Annotated in this window: 12 protein-coding genes and 1 pseudogene; 8 read left to right on the top strand and 5 right to left on the bottom strand. The window is 48.4% G+C overall.

Going from position 1 to position 20,868, the window contains the following annotated elements; genetic code table 11:
* Positions 1-622: 622 nt before the first annotated feature.
* From AC27N8_RS24670 to AC27N8_RS24655, 4 genes are all read right to left on the bottom strand, one after another.
* Complete coding sequence (locus AC27N8_RS24670) at positions 623-3,367, bottom strand: valine--tRNA ligase (protein ID WP_487070365.1); 2,745 nt, start codon at positions 3,365-3,367, stop codon at positions 623-625.
* 349 nt (positions 3,368-3,716) lie between these two features.
* Complete coding sequence (locus tag AC27N8_RS24665; RefSeq protein ID WP_487070363.1) at positions 3,717-5,378, bottom strand: double zinc ribbon and FHA domain-containing protein; 1,662 nt, start codon at positions 5,376-5,378, stop codon at positions 3,717-3,719.
* A gap of 191 nt (positions 5,379-5,569) precedes the next feature.
* Positions 5,570-6,016, bottom strand: a complete 447-nt coding sequence (locus tag AC27N8_RS24660) for a hypothetical protein (protein WP_487070361.1) — start codon at positions 6,014-6,016, stop codon at positions 5,570-5,572.
* Between the two features lie 113 nt (positions 6,017-6,129).
* Positions 6,130-8,118: an ABC transporter ATP-binding protein gene (locus tag AC27N8_RS24655; RefSeq protein ID WP_487070359.1), complete on the bottom strand. Its 1,989-nt coding sequence runs from the start codon at positions 8,116-8,118 to the stop codon at positions 6,130-6,132.
* A gap of 671 nt (positions 8,119-8,789) precedes the next feature.
* Here AC27N8_RS24655 and glmS point away from each other — a divergent pair.
* From glmS to AC27N8_RS24635, 4 genes are all read left to right on the top strand, one after another.
* The gene (glmS, locus tag AC27N8_RS24650) at positions 8,790-10,658 is read left to right on the top strand and encodes a glutamine--fructose-6-phosphate transaminase (isomerizing) (RefSeq protein WP_487070357.1); all 1,869 of its coding nucleotides are present in this window, start codon (positions 8,790-8,792) and stop codon (positions 10,656-10,658) included.
* 364 nt (positions 10,659-11,022) lie between these two features.
* Complete coding sequence (locus AC27N8_RS24645; protein WP_487070355.1) at positions 11,023-12,447, top strand: DUF4268 domain-containing protein; 1,425 nt, start codon at positions 11,023-11,025, stop codon at positions 12,445-12,447.
* A gap of 185 nt (positions 12,448-12,632) precedes the next feature.
* Positions 12,633-12,857 carry a hypothetical protein gene (locus AC27N8_RS24640; RefSeq protein ID WP_487070353.1) on the top strand — a complete coding sequence of 75 codons (225 nt, stop codon included), beginning with the start codon at positions 12,633-12,635 and terminating at the stop codon, positions 12,855-12,857.
* A 127-nt stretch (positions 12,858-12,984) separates the two neighbouring features.
* Positions 12,985-13,536, top strand: a complete 552-nt coding sequence (locus AC27N8_RS24635; protein WP_487070351.1) for a hypothetical protein — start codon at positions 12,985-12,987, stop codon at positions 13,534-13,536.
* A 22-nt stretch (positions 13,537-13,558) separates the two neighbouring features.
* Here AC27N8_RS24635 and AC27N8_RS24630 read toward each other — a convergent pair whose 3' ends face one another.
* Positions 13,559-16,207: an HsdM family class I SAM-dependent methyltransferase gene (locus tag AC27N8_RS24630; protein WP_487070349.1), complete on the bottom strand. Its 2,649-nt coding sequence runs from the start codon at positions 16,205-16,207 to the stop codon at positions 13,559-13,561.
* 376 nt (positions 16,208-16,583) lie between these two features.
* On the opposite strand from AC27N8_RS24630, the pseudogene AC27N8_RS24625 reads away from it, so the two are divergent.
* From AC27N8_RS24625 to AC27N8_RS24610, 4 genes and pseudogenes are all read left to right on the top strand, one after another.
* A pseudogene (locus AC27N8_RS24625) lies at positions 16,584-17,801 on the top strand (threonine synthase).
* Between the two features lie 113 nt (positions 17,802-17,914).
* Positions 17,915-19,336 carry a flavin monoamine oxidase family protein gene (locus tag AC27N8_RS24620; RefSeq protein WP_487070347.1) on the top strand — a complete coding sequence of 474 codons (1,422 nt, stop codon included), beginning with the start codon at positions 17,915-17,917 and terminating at the stop codon, positions 19,334-19,336.
* Positions 19,337-19,546: 210 nt separating this feature from the next.
* A complete protein-coding gene (locus AC27N8_RS24615; protein WP_487070345.1) occupies positions 19,547-20,131 on the top strand; it encodes a CGNR zinc finger domain-containing protein in 585 nt (194 codons plus the stop codon).
* A gap of 4 nt (positions 20,132-20,135) precedes the next feature.
* The gene (locus tag AC27N8_RS24610; protein ID WP_487070343.1) at positions 20,136-20,675 is read left to right on the top strand and encodes a GNAT family N-acetyltransferase; all 540 of its coding nucleotides are present in this window, start codon (positions 20,136-20,138) and stop codon (positions 20,673-20,675) included.
* The last annotated feature ends 193 nt before the right edge of the window (positions 20,676-20,868 follow it).

The raw sequence follows: 20,868 nt of genomic DNA, 5'->3' as shown, positions 1-20,868 counted from the left end.
TGTATGGCACTCAGTTATAATAGGCACATTCTATCAAACGTCTTTAGTATTATAAAGAAAAGAGATAATTCATACATCGGGTACTTTACCTATCTATCAAATGAGATATATATGGCTAAAGTATATGAAACTCAGCTAAACCCTCTCCTACCCATTTGTTGAAGCAATTTTTCTGATATGTTGACTTAGTTTGTCAATTTAGTCATGAAACTCTTGACAACAAGGGGGGTTATAGATTATGCTTTGGTCAGAGCAGAAATACAGCGATAGCCAAAAAAGCTATGAAAAAGGAATAAGTTTATTTAATGGCGGGAGTGATGTAATAATATATTCCGACCAGATAAAGCCTATTTCATATGTGTGAGAACGTCATTGCCACTGTCTCAAGGAGATAAGTAAGAAAGAAGAGTCGAGCAAAGAAAGCTATCTGAACCATTGCAAACACCCCCCGGTTCATGCTTGTGTCTCCTCTGTTCGTGCTTGTGTCTACGAGAAGCGGTCGAGTTAATACTTCTGGAGGGTATTAACTCGACCGCTTCTTTTTGTCCTGGCCAGCACATCCACATTTTGCCGGAGAAGGCATGAAAAATGCAGATGCGCATCATCATAGTCTAGCGTAGCGTCACTGAATGTTCGATAACTCTACGCGTCTGGACTGTAGCTTGTTGATGCGTTCTTCCTGAACTACTAATTTCTCGCGCTCTTTTTCGACCACCTCCGGCTTTGCCCGTGAGACGAAATTTTGATTTGCCAGCTTCGTCTGGACGCGAAGGATCTCCTGCTGGGCCTGAGTAATCTCCTTATCCAGGCGTTCAAGCTCTTTCCCGATATCCAATAGACCTGCCAACGGCAGATAGATCTCTACAGGGCCAGCGAGCAAGCTCATAGCCTGTTCCGGCTTCTGTGCGAGCACCACAGACAATTGCGGAGCCTCTGTGCGAGCGAGAACCTCAATCAGAGGCACTTGCTCTGTAAACATCGCCAGAGTCTCATCAGAGCCGCACGCCATAATCGCAGGCACGCGCCGGGATGGCTCTACATTCATCTGATTACGAGCATCGCGGATACGTGTAATCACCTCCTGTACGAGACCAAACTGCTCCTCAGCCTTCTCATCGGCAAAAGCAGCATGATACTGCGGCCACTGCGCCACGATCAAGGCCGAGGCGGGCCAGGATGCTGTGTCAGGTTGGCTGAAATGATACAGATACTGCCACACCTCCTCAGTCACAAATGGCATGAAGGGATGCAACAGTCGCAGGCTTTGATCCAGGACCGCACGCAGGATACCTGCGGTACTTTGACGCGCTTGCTCATCGCCCTGCATCTGTATTTTCGCAATCTCAACATACCAGTCGCAATAATCCGACCAGAAGAAATCATTAATCTGCCGACCAGCCTCACCAAACTGAAACTCATCAATCAGGCGTGTCGCCGACTTTGTCACCTGCTCAAAGCGCTGAAGAATCCAACGATCGGCCAGCGTACGCGGCTGTAAATCCTCGATGGCAGGCACGCCACCACCAATAGCATCCGTGGTCATCAGCACAAAGCGCGAAGCATTCCAGATCTTATTGGCGAAATTGCGATTGCCAACAATCCGCTCATCGATCAGCTTCATATCATTACCCGGAGTACTACTGGTCGCCAGAGTAAAGCGCAGAGCATCGGTCCCAAACTTATCCATCACCTCCAAAGGATCAATCACGTTGGCTTTAGACTTACTCATCTTCTCGCCCTTGGCATCGCGCACCAGACCATGCAGATAAATGGTCGAGAACGGTGCGTTCCCCATGAAATGGATGCCTGACATGACCATACGAGCCACCCAGAAAAAGATAATATCGTAGCCGGTCTCCATAACTGCGTTCGGATAGTAGCGCTGAAGATCAGGAGTGTTATCCGGCCAGCCCAGTGTGCTGAACGGCCACAGCCATGAGCTAAACCAGGTATCGAGCACATCCTCATCCTGACGCAGTTCCGCGCTCTCACAACGTGGACAGCTTGTCACATCCTCACGGCTTGGGATCACCTCGCCACAGGCATCACAATACCAGACAGGGATACGATGTCCCCACCATAGCTGACGCGAGATACACCAATCGTGAATATTCTCCAGCCAATCAAAGTAGATCTTATTAAAGCGCTCCGGAACAATCTTAATCTGTCCATAGCGCACAGCATTAATAGCTGGCGTGGCCAGCGATTTCATCCTGACGAACCATTGTTTTGAGATCAATGGCTCAATGATCGTGTCACTGCGCTGACAACGACCCAGCGGCACCGTATAATCTTCGATCTTCGTGATAAGATCCAGCTTCTCCAGATCGGCGACCAGATTTTTCCGTGCCTCAAAGCGATCCTGACCGGCATAAGGACCAGCCTCAGCAGTCATCATCCCATCGAAGCCGATCACCTGGACGCGTGGCAGTTGATGGCGCTGACCGATCTCAAAGTCGACCGGATCATGAGCAGGAGTCACCTTGACGGCACCAGTACCAAACGCCGTCTCGACGGCCTCATCGGCAATAATCGGGATCTCACGCCCAACGACTGGCACAATCGCCAGCCGACCTATCATATTGGCATAACGCGGATCGTTGGGATTGACAGCAATACCCGTATCTCCCAGAATCGTCTCAGGACGAGTGGTCGCCACGCTAATATACTCAACATCGGCCACGGTCTGTCCCGCCAGCGGCTTGAGGGGATAGCGCACATAGGTCAGTTTCCCTGGCGTGTCAACATGGTTTACCTCAAGATCTGAGATGGCGCTCATACAGAATGGACACCAGTTGATGATGCCTTCGCCATGATAAACAAGGCCCTCTTCGTACATACGCACAAAGACTTCGCGCACAGCCTTGGACAAACCTTCATCGAGCGTGAAACGCTCGCGTGACCAATCGCAGGATGCTCCTAAACGACGATGTTGATTTTGAATCCGACTTTTATACTGAGCGACCCACTCCCAGACACGCTCGACGAAAGCCTCACGGCCAACCTTATGACGATCCGTCCCCTCACGCTCCAGCAAGCGTTCAACCACCGTCTGCGTGGCGATCCCGGCATGATCCTCACCAGGCACCCAGAGCGTCTCATCGCCTTGCATACGATGATAGCGGATCATAATATCTTCCAGCGTCGCAGTGATCGCATGTCCCAGATGCAGAGCACCCGTCACGTTAGGGGGAGGCATAGCGATCACAAACGGTTTGCGTGCAGGATTGGGGCGTGGCTTGAAGTATCCCCCCTCTTCCCAGAAACGGTACCAGCGTGCCTCTACAGCCTGTGGCTCATAGGCCTTGGGCAATGACGCCACATCCGTGATCGGCGTTATCTCATTTGTATTTTGCTGCTCGATCATTATTTACCTCTCAATAACACATAAAAAAATCCCTTCCCGTCAAGGACGAGAAAGGACGTGACTCGTGGTACCACCTTGTTTCGATCAAACACACGACACAACAGACCGCTGTATCCTAAGATTGATCCTCAGCCAATGCTGTATCGGGCATACCCGTGGAAAGTCCTCTATCAAAGAGATTTTCCAGGCTCACAGGCGACCTTCGCTGTGCACGTTCCGAGGAAGACTTTCAGCCTCTTGATCTTCCTTCTCTACACGGCAGACGCAGCTACTCCTCCTGATCCCAGCCAGTATAAATTCTTGTTCGCTTTAGTCTATCGAGTATGCATACAAATGTCAAGCCCTGACATTATAAGGTTTTAAATGTACAGGTTATCTTGCCAAATTGCAGCGTATCGCCATCCTGGATAGTAGTCGGAGTATCCGGAGTCAGACGCTTATTATTGATCTTGGTCGCATTGGTGCTGTTCAGATCGGTCAGCGTATAGGTGCTTCCAGTGCGTTCAAAGCTCGCATGGATACGCGAGACAGTATCCGAACCATCCGTCTTGCTGAGATCAACCTCTGGCTCAATCCCACCCAGATCATGATCATAGCGACCCACGACGGCACTCTCGCCAGTAAGCTGAATCGTTTGTCCATTGCTAAACGTCAGTGTTCCCCAGGGTTTGGCTGGCGGATTATCAGCCAGGGTCGTTTCCTGCTCTCCAGATGGCGCATGGACAACAGTTGGCTGCGCAGCCAGTGTGGCATCTGATGGATTCACCTGATGCTGTACAGTTGGTTGTCCAGCGATATCCTGCAATGTCTGCTGAGCTTCAGGATGTGATGGGACATAGTACTGCTTCTGCGGATGTGCCTTCGGCGGCGGTGGCGTCTCATGAGTTGGCGTAGCCGGTACGATCGTCACTTTCGGCTGCGGCTGTGATAGTGGCTCTTGCGTCACCGGAGGCACATAATATTGTTCAGGTGCCTTTGGCTTCTCCTCCACCGTTGGCTGCTGGTTAGATGGCACATAAAAGACCTGCGGCTGTGGTACCACGGGCGGCGATTGTGGCGTTGGCGGCACATAAGCCGGGGCCGGCGGTGGGGTTGGTGCCGCTGGTGGTGTATAGGTTGGCGGCTGATAGACCGGTGCCTGTGGAGCCGGAGTCGGCGGTGTATAGGTTGGAATAGGTGGAGCCGGCGGCTGATACACAGGCGCCTGCGGAGCCGGTGCAGATGCTGCATAGGATATTGGTTGCGGAGCTGGTCCCGGCTTTGGAATCGAAGAAGATGAACCAGGCTGATAGGTAGAAGCACCGCATTTGGGACAGAAAGCCAGGCCCGATTTCAATTCGGAGTTGCAATTGGGACAATATGATTTTGGCGCCGTTAAAGGCCGACCACACCCCGAACAAAAAGTGTCGCCAGGTCCATAGGGCGTATTACAGAATGAGCAGGCTAATCCTGTTGAGACTGGAGCCATCGGCGTTGGCATCATCGGACGAGAAGATCCATCAACAACTGTGCCGGACGGGATATAGTAAGGCGTCTGTTGTTGCTGCGGTGTAGGCTGTCCCCACTGCTGCTGAACGTGCGGCATCAATTGCAGTGGAATTGGTCCCGGCAGGATATTTGGGCGCTGCTGGCGTACCAGTCCATCCACAACGTTGAGTACCTGATTACCTAAACTGGCCTGACGTAATGCTCCTGCTCCGGCCGTCAAAGTAAGCGGCCAGAGAATCGGAAAAGCCACCAGACCAACTGCTCCAATGGCAGCCTTATCCAACCAGCGTTGTTGACCAATTATCGCCAACACACCGCCAGTGGTTCGTTGAATTGTAAGTGAGACAGCCGCTTGCATCCCGAGAATCGCCTCAAAATCGCCACCTTTCTTCAGCTGCACAAGCACCTGATCTCTGTGACCGATTTGCTGGGCTTGATAACCTTGAGCCAGATAGGCATTCGCGACATCATTAGCCAGTCGTTCCACATCTATATCATCTGAGTTGTAAAAGCGGGCATCCATCCATTATCCTCCAACGTAGCTTTTTCATCACTCTTTATAAGTACATAATAGCATAAGGAAGGTTGTTCCTTATGCTGAATTTCTAATATGAGAATCTCTTATCCCTAACGAGTGCATACTGCATAAGCATTTTCGCTTACTTCTATCTACGTTTGTAACTGACCAGAGTTAGAAAGGGGTTGAGAGCAGATTTAGAAGCCAGCAAAACCCGCCCCATGCGTCGTTGGATTAATCTGAACCTCCGGATAGCGCTGACGAATCAAGCCATCGAGCATAGAAAAGGCCTGTCCTGCCAGATTCATCTGACGCACAGCTCCCAGGCCAGCCGTGATCACCAGCGGCGCCAGGACAGGGATCAAAAAGCTTGCCGCTCCCAGCGTCACTTTATCGATCCATTTTTGCTGCCCGGCTGTCACGACGACTCCGCCATCCGTACGCTGCAACGAGAGCGAAAGAGCAGCCTGCATACCGAGTACGGCTTCAAAATCGCCGCCCTTTTTCAACTGAATCAGACCATTCTCTTTATTGCCAACATACTGAGCGGCATATCCTTGAGATCGATAGGCGCTCACGAATTGATTTGCTACACTTTCAATATCGATTTGCTGATCTTTCACATTATAAAAACGAGCATCCATAGCGCTATCCTCCAATAAATTTATATTTATAGTCATTGATGTAAAACATCATTTGAGAGACGATGACAATCTCTTCCACAATGTATACGCCTTGAGGTTGCGAAAGTTGGATATTATGCGCTTATTTCTTGTGCCTCCAGAGCAGTACTGCTAAATTGCTCGTTGTACAATCGAGCATAGAGCCCATTACGTTCCAGGAGTTCCTCATGCGTGCCACGCTCAACGATTTCGCCTTTATCTACAACCAGAATGACATCGGCCGCAAGAATAGTCGAGAGGCGGTGAGCAATCGCGAAGGTCGTACGACCCTGCATTAAAGGCACAAGAGCGGCCTGGATTAAGCGCTCCGAATGGGTATCCAGGGCACTGGTGGCTTCATCGAGGATCAGGATACGCGGATTCTTGAGAATCACACGCGCAATGGCGATACGCTGCTTCTCGCCTCCCGATAAGCGATATCCTCGCTCACCCACGATGGTATCATAGCCCTCATCAAGTTCCATGATGCGCTCGTGGATAGCCGCAGCCGTTGTCGCAGCAATCAGCTCCTCATCGGTGGCTTCCGGTCGAGCATAGAGCAGATTTTCACGCACGCTGGCATGCAGAAGATAGGTCTCCTGCGTCACCATGCCCACCAAATCTCCCAGGGAGGTCAGGGCGATGTCTTTCACATCATGCCCATCGATCTCAACCGCACCGCTATCGACATCGTAAAGCCTCGGCACCATATACGTCATCGTCGTCTTCCCGGCACCACTGGGACCCACTAAGGCCGCCAGCTGTCCCGGAGCGATGTCAAAGGAGACGTTAGAAAGCGTCTGGCGCCGTGGCTCGCCTGGAAGCTCAACCTTTTGCTCTGCGACCTCGTCAGAGAGCGAATTTTCCATGGGACGAGCTCCCATCATGCCTGGGCGTCTCGCACCGCCCTTCGATCTGGCTGGTGGGGGGAGTAGAACTTCCGGCACATCGCTCTTGTAGACAAAGGAGACATTTTTGAAGCTCACCTGTCCACGTGACTCGGCAGGAGTCAACTTGAGAGCATCGGCTTTATCCATAATCTCGATCGGGATGTCCAGATACTCAAATATGCGATCAAACAGAGCCAGCGTCCCCTGGATCTCCACTTGCACAGACAATAGCTGTCCAATAGGACCATAGATACGACTCTGGAGAGTCGTAAAAGCCACGACTTTACCGAGCGTCATAAATGGATCGCTATGATCGATGATTTGTATGCCGGCGACCAGATAGACAACCGCAGGCACGATGGAAAAAAAGATACTGATGGTCATGAAGAACCAGCGACCAATTAGCTGCTGACGCACTTCAAGGTCTGTAAGTTTCTGATTCTCATTCTCATAAAGCTTACGAGCATAGTCCTGACGGCCAAAGGTCTTCATCAGCAGGATACCACTTACCGAGAGTGTCTCCTGAGTCATCACAGTCAGAGACGCCAGCGACTGCTGCGTCTCTTTACTCGTCTTCCGGCGAATATTGCCCACCTTGACCGTGATAAAGAGGAAAAGCGGTAGCATGCAGAGAGAGATGGCTGTCAGCGTGGGACTGATGATCAGCATGGCGATGATTGTGCTTAAGACCGTCGAGATATTTGAGACGATAGTGGTCGCGGTATTCGTGACGACCGACTCGACGCCATTCACATCGTTCGATAAGCGCGACTGAATCTCTCCAGTCTTGGTGGCCGTGAAAAAGCGCAGCGACATCCTCTGCACATGCTGATACAGCTGATTGCGGAAATCACGCATCACATTTTGTCCCACCGTATTATTCAGGTAGGACTGCCAGACACCGATCAGGCCCGAGACAATCGGCGTGATGATCATAATACCGACATAGATGATAAGCAATTGAAGATTTCTTTTGTCAATCGCGTCATCGAACACGCGCTCGATCAACAAAGGATTGACCAATCCCAAGAGAGTCGTCAAGATAATTGCGAATAAGACAAGAAACACCTGTAGTTTATATGGCTTGAATGCAGACACAACTCGACGTATTGTACGAGAGTCTGTCTGACGTCCACGTAGCTTCTGCTCCTCTAAATAGGAAGACATGCCACCGCCCATACTCCGAAAACCCATACGCTTTATTCACTCCTCTATCCGTAAATTACATATATTGTACCATCCCACCCCCATCAGGATTCCCGGCAGTGATGATCCTTTGCAATTCGCTTACGTCGCGATCAAGCAAATTGATCGCGACGTGCCAGGTATCCACGCTCACCCCACGGCTTCACTGACCTATTTGGGATGCACGTCTCCGATACGACAGAGATACGATGACTTTTGACAGAGCAATATGTACTCCATTATGAAGTATAGATGAAGCGTTGCTTGAACACACTGTCTAAGAGGACGGGTTTTAATCCTGTCAAAATAGACAGGAATGATAGATCGAAAATAAGAGGGGTCAACGTCTACTGTGTAGATAATAGATAGTCTATTCTTCCTATCAACACGCAAATTTAACCAGATGTCTACCACAACAACCCATCAGGCGTGTTACAATTGAGCAGTAAGATATACATAGTCGTGTCTAGTAGCGCATGGACCGGGTTCGTAGGAGGAAACTACGGTTGACGAGGTGGAGGCCGTTCGGAACAATCAGCGGGGAGCCTCCAGGGATGATCACGTTCCTAAGAAGAGAGTACACAATGCCTGTCTGGTAACGATCAGGACAAAACGCTCTCAGTGAGGTAGTAAAACAACATATTGACTGTTTTATTACAATACAGAAAGGTACCCGACACATGTGCGGTATCATAGGATACGTCGGCTCAAAAGAGACCGATGTTACTTCCATATTGCTTGCTGGCCTGGCTAAACTTGAGTATCGCGGATATGACTCCGCAGGAATCGCCGTCTTAAACTCCACAGGCACCATCGACCTTCATCGACAGGCAGGCAAGATCGCCAACCTCGTAGCCAGCGTCTCCAACGGAGAGCGACCCGGCAACAGCACGCTCGGCATCGGACATACACGCTGGGCCACGCATGGACGACCAAACGACATCAACGCCCATCCGCATCCAGACTGCACAGGCAGCCTGACAGTTGTCCACAACGGTATCATCGAGAACTACGCCGAACTACGCCTCGAGCTGCAAGCGGCCGGACATAGCTTCAAGTCGGAGACCGACAGCGAAGTGCTGGCCCACCTGATCGAACAAGCCTACTTCGGACCCGCTGATCATGATCTTGTCCTGGCCGTCAGAACAGCCCTGCAACGCGTCACCGGATCATACTCGATCGGAGTCGTCAGCCAGGAGCATCCAGACCTGCTCGTCGGAGCCCGCTGCGCCGGACCACTCGTCGTCGGACTGGGAGAGAACGAACAATTTTTAGCCTCAGACATCCCGGCCATCCTCACCCACACCCATCGCATCCTCATCCTGGAGGAAGGAGAGATGGCTGTCCTGCGTCCCACGGGAGTCGAATTGATGACCATCTATGGCACACCCATCGAGCGTGAAGCCATCACCATCGACTGGGACGCCGAAGCCGCCGAAAAAGCTGGCTATCCCCACTTCGTCATCAAAGAGATCAATGAACAGCCCGAAGCCCTGCGCCGCTCCCTCACAGGACGCATCCGCGACGGACAACTACACCTCCCCGAAATGGAACGCATCGAGCATGCCGGACTGCTCAACAACATCCAGCGCATCATCGTCGTCGCCTGCGGAACATCCCACCACGCCGGCATGATCGCCAAATACGCCATCGAGAAATGGGCTCGCATACCCGTCGAGACAGTCACCGCCGCCGAATTCCGCTACAGCGATCCAATCGTCGGACCCGAAACGCTCTGCATCGCCGTCACGCAATCGGGCGAGACCGCCGACACACTCGTCGGAATCCGCCAGGCACGCGAGCGTGGAGCACCAGTCATAGCCGTCACCAACATCGTCTCCAGCGCCATCACCAGACTCTCGGACGCCGTCCTCTACCTCCAGGCCGGACCCGAGATAGGAGTCGTCGCCACCAAAACCTTCGTCAGCTCCGTTGCTGTCCTCTACCTGCTCGGACTCTACCTCGGACAGCAACGCAAACGCATCAATGACGAACAGATGCAGGAGTTCCTGACCGCCCTCGACATCCTCCCCGAACAGATCCAACAGATCCTCAACCACGCCAACAGCGAACACGACATCATCGAACCACTCGCCAAACGCATGGCCAATCTGAAAAGCATCATGTTCATCGGACGCGGCGTCGGCTATCCCACCGCACTCGAAGGCGCACTCAAACTCAAAGAGATCTCCTATATACACGCCGAAGGCTTTCCCGCTGGTGAACTCAAGCACGGCTCCATCGCCCTGCTCGATCCAGAGACGCCGCTCGTCGGCATCGCCACAGCCTCGCATGTCTATGAGAAAGTCGTCAGCAACATCCAGGAGGTGCGCGCACGCGACGCACATATCATCGTCGTCGCCACCGAAGGCGATCAGAACATCAAGCAGCACGCCCACGACATCATGTATGTACCCGCTACCTTGGAGATGTTTAGTCCACTGCTCGCTTCCGTCCCGCTGCAACTCTTTGCCTACCATATCGCCGTCGCACGGGGCTGCGATGTGGATCAGCCACGCAATCTGGCAAAGTCGGTGACGGTGGAATAACTACTTCTTACCATAGCTTTTTCTATACAACATATAAGTATGACCACGTTCTATTAAATCGATAGAACGTGGTCATACTTATCATTACAATATTAGCATCTCTACACTGCTTCAGCACTCATAGGCATTTCTCCTTTAACATGATAATTATCATTTATATTCATGGCATTCATGGCATTTATAACCCAATTCATCACAAAAATCATATACAATAATGCTGTATCTAAACAGAATTTATGGTAATATTTTGAAAAATATATAAATCTTGTATTCGAACGAAGAAGAAGTATTATTTGAACAATAATCCGTTCTTATACATCTAAACGCTCAAACTTTGAGGGATATTAGGAGGTCAGAAAAGTCAATGCAATTTCCTTTGAGCAAATTACTTGAAACACAACAGCTGATTTGTATTGGCACGCATCAAACGGTACGAGAAGCGTTAAATATCATGACTCAAAACAACTATAGCCAACTTCCTGTTGTTAATACAAAAGGGGATTTAGTAGGCATTGTTTCTGAGCGAACCATTATACAAAAATATCATTTTCTCAATGGAAAAGTTCCACTTTTAGATCTCACTGTAGATCACTGTCAATCTCAACCAACTACTTTACCCCACACTGAAGAGGTCTTTAAAGTACTTGAACTTTTAGAAATTGTTTCTGTAGTCATAATTGTTAATGAAAAAAAACCAGTTGGTGTTTTGACTGATTATGATATAACGCATTTTTTTCGTGAGGTAACAGGGGGACTTATTCAGATAGAAGACATTGAGGTAACAATACGTAATTATATTGAAACAATTTTGCCCGAGGGAAATGTGAGAGACGCCGCTATCTATCGAGAGTTCAAATCTGATATCAAGTTTGATAAACTTAACTTTAACCAGCAAATCCGACTGGTAGTGAATGAAAAAAATTGGGAATTCTTTGAAAAGTACTTAGCCCCTAAGGATCTTTTCAAAGAGACAATGAGTAACATAAACGACATACGTAATAAATTAGCTCATTTTAGAATACGCCTTGATGCAGCACAGCGAAATTCGCTGGAACACGCACGCTACTGGATATCTACACGTCCTAAATTACCTATTAATGTTTCTCAACCTCATCCATCCAGTGGACAAAAACTCATAGAATTTCTAAAACAAGTAGAAGGGGATAAAAAGAATAATATTCAAGTAAATTTTGTAGATATGGAAACACTACTGCAAAATCCTCTTCCTTCTGCTGCATATCAACACGAGAGTTGGTGGTCAAATGATTATATCGATAATCCTCAATCTTTAATATGGCTTAAGGCTGGATGGCGTGTTGGAGATGTTAGCATCAACAATCAGCAAGTAATCTTATATCGAACAAATACAGTTTTATGGCAAATGTTCTTTGTAGAGATGTTAGATCGCTTGAAAATTGCCAAGCCAGGAATCACTAACGCAACAAAGACACAACCTGAAACTTACTGGTCATTCAGTGGGGGACGTTCTGGTTTTAATTTTGGATGGGCATTCGGAATAGATAATCTTAGGGTAGAATTATATATTGAGGCAGGAGACAGTAAAAATTTATTTGATAAATTATTTCAACAGAAACCGGAAATCGAGAATCAATTGCACATGGTCCTCGATTGGAGTCGGCTAGATGGTAAAAAAGCTTGCCGTATTTCAATTGCCCACCCGGGAAAGATAACAGACTCGCCTGATAAGTTAGATATGTTAAAAAACTGGGCTTTGGAAACTATGTTAAAATTTATTGACGTCTTCCAACCGCGAATAAAATTTCTATAACCTGTAAACAACGAATAAATAATGTCATACCAAAATTGATCCAAGATATTCTTTATTCGTTGTGCTCTTCACTCAATGGATTAGCACGAAAAGTGAAATTGTACTTCGTTAGTAAATCATATTTACCAACTGCAGAATGGTAGATCTTCTTGTCAATGGTAATATAGAAGAAAAAGGAGAAATCAATGAAAGCACAATCGCAATGGTCCTACAAGAGCGTCCTCAGCATTGGGAGTATTTTTTGCCTGGTGAGTCTCTTTAGTGCGGGAAGCATTCTCAGCATCGGGAGCAGCGGAAGTATCCTCAGTATTGGGAGCACGGGAAGCATCTTGAGTATTGGCAGCGTGGGAAGTATCCTCAGTATTGGCGGGGCTGGATCTATTCTAAAGATTGGTCGTCGCCGCGTCTGAAGTTGACGTGGAGGACAAGATTTGGTTTAATCAATCCAGTCTTGTCTCATAGCTATCTTTTCTGAGAAGTATGGGACACCCCGAGGTTTCAAAGGTTTGCATGTATATCGAAAGGGAAGATCCCGTTATGCAAGAGACTGCGATAGCGCTGCTCGCAAGTTGGGAAAACTTTTATGTCATTATCGGCTCCGCCGCTGCGGCACTCACTGGATTAATGTTTGTAGTCATCACTCTTATCACAGGCATCAGAGTACAAAGGGCTTCAAATGGAGTGATCGAGGCATTTAGTACTCCGACCGTTGTGCATTTTTGTGTCGCCCTCCTTATAGCTATGATTCTCAGTGCTCCCTGGCCGCAGTTGTGGAATGCCGGCATTCTACTTGGTATAACTGGTTTAGGAGGATCGATATACGTCATTGTTGTGTTTCAACGGACGCGTCGTCAAACTGTTTATCAGCCGGTACTGGAAGACTGGCTATGGCATACCATCTTTCCATTTGCTTCATACATAGCATTGGCTATCTCAGCGTTTCTACTCATGAGCAATCCAGCATTTACATTATTTATCGTTGGAGCAGCTACGGCTCTACTCATCTTTATAGGTATCCACAACGCGTGGGATAATGTTGCCTATCTTGTTACCGAGTATTTCAAGCAAGATGAGGAGAAGTTAAGATGAGAGATTTGAAGCAATCATCTCATCAACCCCGTTCATAGCCTGAATGCAGCTTCTTTGTATCCCCTCCGGCCAACTTCGAGCGCATGTGCAAAAATTCGGTCACGCGCGTGGCGATACTTGCTGGCACCTGGAGAATCCGCACGATCTGCTCATCCCGATAGGCTTGAGCAGATTTGCTATCCTGCCCGATTTCTAGTATGACAAGCTTTTTTTGTAGCTCGGCTAGCGCTTCTATCTGCGTCAGGGTCAATTCGGGAACGGGAATCGTCTTAACCATATTCAGCGTCACCACATCACGATCAATTCCCCATCTGGGTGCGTGAAAAAAAAAGTAGTATTTTACAAAGCCAGAACTAAGAAAAACTGAGAGCGCTCGTAAATGATCCGCATCAGACGGAGGAGCAGATAAGCCTATCTGCCAGGGTTTAATCACCACATAGGCATCGCTATAGATACTGTACTTCCATGCGTCGTTCATAATTACATGGGGTGGCTCTGATACGAGCAGAGCCTTACGTCCTCCCTGCTTACGCATGTAACTTTCGGCGGCAGAGATATCTTCGAGCGCATGTTCAGGTAGAGAGAAAAGATATCCAGATGTATTCAGAGTATCTGTGTTAAGTTGCTTCTTTCCTGTCAGAGACGGAATGTGCTCGACACTTTTGTTGTCCCCAACCTTACCCTGATGGCGTAATTGCGGACCTTCCAACAGATACCATTTATGCTGCTCCCTACAGAGTTGGGCTAGAGTTTTGGGGAAAATTTCTCTGAAGTGAGCGATTGTTTGTTTATCTCGTAACGTTCCCCACAAAGCAAATTTCCAGGTAGCGATCTCTCCACGCGCTGCTTCATCCGAAGAAACACTGTGAATTTCGTCCTTATTTACAGTGACCGCTAAGAGCTTGTTACCAGCCTTTACAAGCTGGTTAATGGCTAAGGGACCATAATGATCAATCAATGGCTTTGTCTGATCTTGCTGTGCCTGCTGATAAACTACCGTAAAGGCCGAGCCAGTAACTTTTCCTTCAAAGAGGTCTCCATACAGGTTAGCAAAATTCGTGATGCGATGCACGTCACAATCTCTAAAGAAGGACTGTCGATACTTCCATCCTTCAAGATTGTATAGAAGTGACGTCGGCAAAATAAGTCCGCTAGCACCGTTTTGTGTCAGCCAGTCAAGTGCATGCCAGCTAAAGGCTTCTGCTACACTATTATTATCAATCGATCGACGCGTACTATGTGTGCGTATCCACTCATTCACTGGAGCTTCATCCCTACGATCAGATACAATCCAGGGAGGATTACTTACAATCCAATCAAACGAAATCTCTTGCATCAAGACAGGTACAGTTGCATCAAAGAAATCGTGCTGAAAAATCTGAGTGTTATGTAAAGATGGAAGTTTAAAATGCTCATCATGTAAAGGATCGGATACATCGACATAATCTAATAACGTCAAAAGAAGGCTAAACTCCGCAAAGTGACTGGCATCATCCTCTCGCTCAATCCCATAGATAGACTCTAAGAGCTCTAATAATTCTGACAGTGACAGCGTTTTAGCATCTGAACGAGCCAGACGTAGCTCAATCAAACGTGTATAGATAAGCGCGAGAAAAACTCCAGACCCGCAGGCAGGATCAAGGATCTTCATTCCAGCATGCAGTGGCCTCACCGAGTCCATTTCCGCAATGAGATATTTTGCAAGATAGGCAGGGGTATAATATGCACCCACTTTTTTCCCATTGCCTTCGGCGTGTAGAAATTGATCATAGACAGCGGCAAGCATCTCAACAGGTATGAGGGCAAAATCGTAAATCTGGAAATCATCCAGGCCTGCCTGACGCCATCTTCCAGGTAGAGGGCCGCCACCCTTGAAGAGTGAAGCAACCAATTCAACATGCTCATCTCTAATTGTTTCATCACCTGCAACATCCAGCGGGAAAATAGCGCCATTGAAGCGATCAGCCAGAAGCTCGTCAAGTTGACGTAAGCCATCAACAGTCGCATGACGACCAAGAACAGTATCGATCTCGATCTCATGCTGTCTCAGCCACTGATCTGAAAGGATATCTCGGTCGCGCAAAGCACGAATAGAGAGATATTTACCAATCAAGGCGTGCGAGAGAGCAGAAGAAAGCTTCATCTGTTCTCTCAACAATTGTCCCAATCTGCTCAGATTTCTGAGTAGACGCTGATCAACGCGTTGATCCGTTTTGAGAGCATGAGAGCGACGACGCCATAATTGTCCATTATCAATCGACGCAGCACAAAAGTCTGCCAGACGTGCCAGCAGAGTGTCTTTATCAAGCGTCACATGTGCTTCAAGCAGACCCACTTGTACATCTTTTTTTGAGTACTCAATGCCGCTATAGACCTGGATATCAGTGGGAAGTTTGATGATGAGAAATGGAGCCTGTCCAAGATTCCACACCTGACGACGAATTGTTTGTGCTTCTACCAGAGTTTGTGCTTCCGCCACATAGACAGCTGGCTGTACGGAGAAGGGTGCATCTTTTTTGCTCTCTGATTGAAAGACATAAATACCATCTACGCCCGCATGATAAGCAGCGCAAAAAAGGGCCACGCTTCCTGGCTCGTGAGTATCCTTTGTTTTCAGATAATGTGGAGATTGACTATATTGGAGTACGTCCAGTACCTCGACTAATGACATAGCTCCCTTTCTTCTGCTTGAATTATATACACAAAAATGTCTATAAACAACGCAAAGATGCAATACTTCTTTCAGAAGATACACATCTAATATGAAACTCCCAAAATGATGATTTACTTTTATAAAATCATCATTTCATTTAAATTATATAAAATTGCATCCTCACTAACGACGTTTCCCAAACATCTATTATCGATATGCTAGCATCGCAATACTAGCATATTAGAAATACAAGATCAATAGCGTCCGTAGCAATAAAAAAACTTTTGCAATAGTCTTCCCGGCTAATCACATCATAGGGGATGCCCTTTCTGCAGATTTTTTGTAACACATGTTACAATGTATATTTCCTACTACTTATACAGGAGTTCGATAGATGACCTTTAGCTTTTTGACGCATCTCGAATGTGCACGCTGTCATACTCATTACGATGCAGACATGCCAGCTCATCTGTGTACATGTGGGTCTCCATTGCTGGCGCGTTATGACCTTGATGCTGTACGGGCACAGCTGAGTACAGATACGATACGCTTGCGTGAACCATCATTATAGCGGTATCACGAATTGTTACCAGTACGCTCTGCGGACAACGTAGTAACACTTGGAGAGGGTATGACTCCTTTGCTGCCTCTGTCGCGTGTTGGCGCTAAGCTGGGAATGAAGCATCTTTTTGTAAAAGACGAAGGGATAATTCCTACAGGAAGCTTTAAGGCTCGTGGAGCGGCTGTTGGAGTGTCACGGGCAAAAGAACTGGGAGCGACAGTACTTGCACTGCCAACGAATGGGAATGCAGGTGGAGCCTGGGCTACATACGGGGCGCGTGCGGGTATTGAGTCGGTAGTAATTATGCCAGAGGGGGCTCCACTCATTACGCGTAATGAATGTGCGATTTCCGGTGCGAAGCTGTTTTTAGTACATGGACTGATCAGCGATGCTGGTGCGATTGTCGGTCGAGCGATTAAGGCGCATGCCTGGTATGATGCATCGACCTTAAAAGAGCCCTACCGCATCGAGGGTAAGAAAACAATGGGCTATGAGATTGCTGAACAATTTCAGTGGGATGTGCCGGATGTGATCCTCTATCCAACGGGCGGAGGTGTTGGTATCATTGGTATTTACAAGGCGTTACGTGAGTTGCAGCAACTTGGCTGGATTGGAGAGCGTCTACCACGTCTTGTTGCCGTTCAAGCCAATGGATGTGATCCCATTGTACAGGCCTGGCGAGCAGGAAGGTCAGAGTCAGAATTCAAGCAAAATTCCAACACGATTGCCTTTGGCATTAATGTTCCCAAGGCGCTCGGCGATTTCATGGTCCTGGAGGCCGTGAGAAATACCGGTGGCTGTGCTATCTCTGTGAGCGATGATGAACTACTACAAGCTCAAGCGCTGCTGGCCAGCAGCGAGGGACTGTTTATCTGTCCAGAGGGTGCTGCAACGCTTGCGGCTGCTCAAAAACTACGTGAAGCGAACTGGCTCAAATCAGGTGAGAGGATTGTTTTACTAAATACAGGAGCTGGTATAAAATATCCAGATACAGTGCATGTAAATGTACCTGTGCTCCAGCCCCAGGACGATGTCCCTTTACAATGGTAAAATCTGTATCGATGGCAGCGCTTTTATCAGGTATACAGGTTGAAAGGGAAAGCCTCTGTCTATGTGGTAAATTATGTACATCTGAAACAAGTGACTCGAATAGGAGGAAAACAATGCCTCGAATCGCCATCGTGGGCGCAGGAATTGCAGGACTCAATGCAGCACTCACCTTGCAGGACGCCGAACTCTCATGCAACATTTACGAAGCATCCAACCGCATCGGCGGTCGCATGCACTCCGATGCCAGCAGTTGGGACAATGGTATGGTGAGCGAATGGTGCGGTGAATTCATCGACAGCAATCACGAGACCATACGCCGGCTTGCCAAGCGCTTTGGACTCCATATCACTGACCTGCAACAGGAACAAGACGAGCAGTCCAAAAGTGTCTTGTATCTCTTCAATCGCTATTACACCGAGGAAGAGATGACTGAGGATTTCGAGGCACTGGCACCTCTCCTACACCAGCAGCTGCAAGCGGCAGGTTTCCCTACAACTCACACCAACTTCACCCAGGAAGGGTTCAGACTCGATCATCTGAGTGTGTATGATTGGATTGAGCAATACGTCAACGGTGGACATAATACGGCACTGGGTCGTCTACTTGACGCCTCCTGCACCGCGTTCTACGGCATGGATTCAGATCAGCAAAGTTCTCTCAATCTAGTCTACATGTTTGGTACACGTGACCTCTCGAAGGGCTCGATCACTTCTGGTGCGCTACAAGGGAGCAGTAAAATCGCAGGTGGCAACCAACAGCTTCCACTGGCGATTGCTCGTAGCTTACCCGAAAATTGTATCCATCTGGAGCATCAACTGGTAGCCATCGAGCGCCAGAGCGACTCTTCACTCACCTTAACGTTTACCACTGCCGCTGGCTTGCAGAAGGTGGATTGCGACTACGCGCTACTGGCTCTCCCCTTCAGCACCTTACGTCACGTCGATTACCAACGAGCCGGATTTGATCAATTGAAGCAAACGGCCATCAAAGAGCTGGGCTACGGCACGATCTCCAAACTCATCTTAGAATTTGACAGGCCTTATTGGTACGATAATGGTTCCTGGCCTCAGCCTCACAACGGCTTTACCATCACCGATCTGGAGATCCAGACACTTTGGGATACTTCCCTCGGTCAAAAAGGACCAAATGGCTTGCTTGTGAATTATACGAGTGGACATCGAGGAGCCGCCTACACGCCATCGACAGCGTATACCACCTCCGACGCCTCGACAAACATCCAGCCCTATGCCATGGACTGTCTACAACAATTGGAGCATGTCTTCCCTGGAATCAGCGCCCACTATACAGGCAAAGCAGCGTTGAGCTACTCCACCGGAGATCCCCATCTTCTGGGCAGCTACTCCTGCTGGGGCATCGGACAGTATACCCAATTTAGCGGCTACGAGGGCATGCGCCAGGGATCTATTCACTTTGCCGGAGAACATTGCTCGATCGACTTTCAAGGCTTCATGGAAGGGGCAGCCAAAGAAGGCGCCCGTGCCGCTCGCGAGATTATACAGGACGCTGGTATGTAAAGCTTAAATTTCTCCTTTTTACTCATCGATACATGGACGATGCGAGAGTTTGACATGCTATCTTCTGGCATAATTTCGTATCGTCGACAACTCATATCCTCAAACCATGTTGACCATTCAATATATTATGCCGGTGATGTGCACGCTAAAACGCCTATCATGTCACCAGCATATATGGTATACTGGTGACATATTCTAAAAAGGAAAAAATTGATAAACACAACAGCTGAAGAGAAAAGTAAAGAGACGCCAGAGGCTCTGTCATTGATTCAAGCTTTTGTCAATACACAATATGGCAAGGAAAAGCGCCTCCATGCAGAACTGACGCGTCCAGAGCATCTTCATGCCTGGCTCGTGCAGCATCATCTCCTGGAAGATGAGATGCCAGTCACCGAGGAAGATTTTCGTCGTATGATACAATTGCGCGAAACATTCCGCGAGCTCTTACGCGCCAATAATGAGAGTTCTTCACCGCTCCCACAGCTTGAAACACTCAATCATCTTGCCAACAACGCCCCTCTGACAGTTCATTTTGAGCCGGATGGATCATCGATCCTCCAACCAGACGTCAATGGCGTGGATGGAGCAATAGCTCGTCTCGTCGGTATGGTATTCACGAGTATGACCGAGGGAACCTGGACAAGGCTCAAAACTTGTCGCAATGATCGCTGTCGGAAGGCGTTCTACGATAGCTCAAAGAATCATTCAGGAGTATGGTGCTCAATGGCCAGTTGCGGAAGTCGCCTCAAAGCAAATGCCTATCGACAACGACACACAGCGCAGAAGGATATCTAAAATAATGGAGCAGCAACTAATCACCATCCGCGATGCAGAAACCAGCGAACGAGATAGCATACGAGAAGTTACTTTGTCCGCCTATGAAGAGTATGGAGCATTGATGCCTCCATCTTTCTGGAGCGTGTACCGCCAACTTCTCCTGGAAACATTGAGCGACAACAGTAACTCAATCGAGCGTATCGTCGCCGAACAAAATGGAGTTATCATAGGAAGCGTTCTACTCTATCCTGCAACTGCCGACGCCTATCGCAATATCGCCATCAGCCTTCAGGAGCCAGAGGTACGCTTTTTGGCCGTCCATCCGTCAGCGCGTGGGAAAGGGATCGGCAAGGCACTCATGAACGAATGTATGCGACGAGCACAACTCGCAGGAGCCAGGGCATTAGGATTACATACGATGGAGGTCATGCAGGCCGCTGTACGTATGTATGAACGCATGGGCTTCGTGCGCGTCCCCGAGCGTGATTTCAGCCCCGTCACCGGAGTGCTGGTTATCGGCTATAGCCGCTCCCTTACAGATATCTCCTCATCAGAATCATAGGCTAACCTGTTATCCAACTCCTCTTATTCATGATAGACAATAAAAACATGTTATCTTTTGTTTGTCCGTCATATTTACGTTTGCTTAACTAAAGGTAGCAAAGGATAACTTAGGGTTATGCACCAAAGTTTGTAACAAACGCTGGGATTGTTTCTGTTGAAATGAGAAACAATCCCAGCGTTTTATCTCGGCA

The sequence above is a fragment of the Dictyobacter sp. Z7_2 genome (assembly GCF_057551105.1).
This window is presented reverse-complemented; position numbering and strand designations above follow the sequence as displayed.